The organism is Protofrankia sp. CiT1 (assembly GCF_917627335.1).
Taxonomy (GTDB): Bacteria; Actinomycetota; Actinomycetes; order Frankiales; family Frankiaceae; genus Protofrankia.
Map to the genome: position 1 here is coordinate 5,230 of NZ_CAKJTP010000175.1, position 1,255 is coordinate 6,484.

Here is a 1,255-nt window from a genome sequence, read left to right on the forward strand (position 1 = left end):
CCGGCCGACGGCAGATGAGCAGGCATCGCCAGCGCGACGGATGGGACGGCGAGCCGGGCCCCCTGCCCGAGCGGTCCGCGCCAAGCCGCCTTCACCGTGGACAGAGCCGGGCGAACAGCGCACCGGGGCCGCTCCTCGCCCGGACACGGTCGGCAGTTCACCCAACCAGGGTAGACAACCGGTGCGTGGGCCGTGCTCTCCGCCAGTCTCCGCCAGTCTCCGGCTGCCTCCAGCGAGGCTGGTGAGCTGTGCCGCTCCACCGCCGTTTCGCCTCGCGCCTGGGTGCCCGTTCTGGCACGATCCTCGGCAGCACCGCGGGCCAGCCGTCGCCCCGCTCCGCGATTCACCGGTTTCCGGTGATCGTGCCGCGGACGGCCACTGGTTCCCCGGCGTCGGTCCGGCCGTTCGTGGCCGTCACGGTGTTTTCACACGGTGGACGGGTATTTTCGGGTGGTCCAGTGTTGCCAGATATGCGAGTCTCCCGAGGTGCCCAGGCCAACGGGGCCAAAGATCAGGTAGGCAGTCATCGCGCGGAGGAAAGGGCGACATCGGTGCCGCAGGACCCGGCTGCCATCCAGCAGCAGATCGAGAATACCCGCGCCGAGCTGGCGGTGACTCTAGACGCGATTGCCGAGCTCGTGAGTCCCAGAAGGATTGCCGAACGGACCGGTGAGCAGATCAGGGGCCGGGTGGCTGAGCTCCGCCAAAAAGTGATCTCCGGCACATTCGCCGGGCCTGATGCGATTACCGCGGGCTTTGACGGGGATAGCGAGAAGACTTTCGCCGTTGATGAGGCGCGAGACGGCCAGGTTCTGGCGGGCGGCACCGGATCGCCTTTTGTCCTGCGACGCACCGTCCGCTGGGATCGCGTGATCATAACGGGGAGTGTCCTGCTGCTGGTTGTCGGCGCCGGCCGCCGTCGGCGCCGGCGGCGGCGAGCCTGGTGACGTCCACGCGCGTCGTGTGATCTCCCGATGTCCGGAGGCGATGTGCGGGAGGGTCGGTGTCTGTTCCATCAGGCCGGCTTGTGTTGATCCGCCATGGCGAGACCGCCTGGAGCCGGTCCGGCCAGCACACCGGTGTGACGGACGTGCCGCTTACCCCGGACGGGGAGAAGCAGGCCGTCCGCCTCGCCGGCAGGCTCGCGCTCTGGTCCTTCCTGCTGGTCGCGGCGAGCCCGAAGCGGCGTGCCCTGCGGACGGCCGAACTCGCCGGCCTCACCCGCGTGGCTGGCCCGGCCGGCCGTGCCGGCGCC

Annotated in this window: 2 protein-coding genes; both read left to right on the forward strand. The window is 70.0% G+C overall.

Going from position 1 to position 1,255, the window contains the following annotated elements:
- The first annotated feature begins 551 nt into the window (after positions 1-551).
- On the forward strand, positions 552-947 hold the full coding sequence (locus tag MJ785_RS18985) for a DUF3618 domain-containing protein (RefSeq protein WP_239382088.1): 396 nt from the start codon (positions 552-554) through the stop codon (positions 945-947).
- 56 nt (positions 948-1,003) lie between these two features.
- On the forward strand, positions 1,004-1,255 hold a 252-nt coding region (locus MJ785_RS18990; protein ID WP_239308683.1), incomplete at its 3' end, for a phosphoglycerate mutase family protein.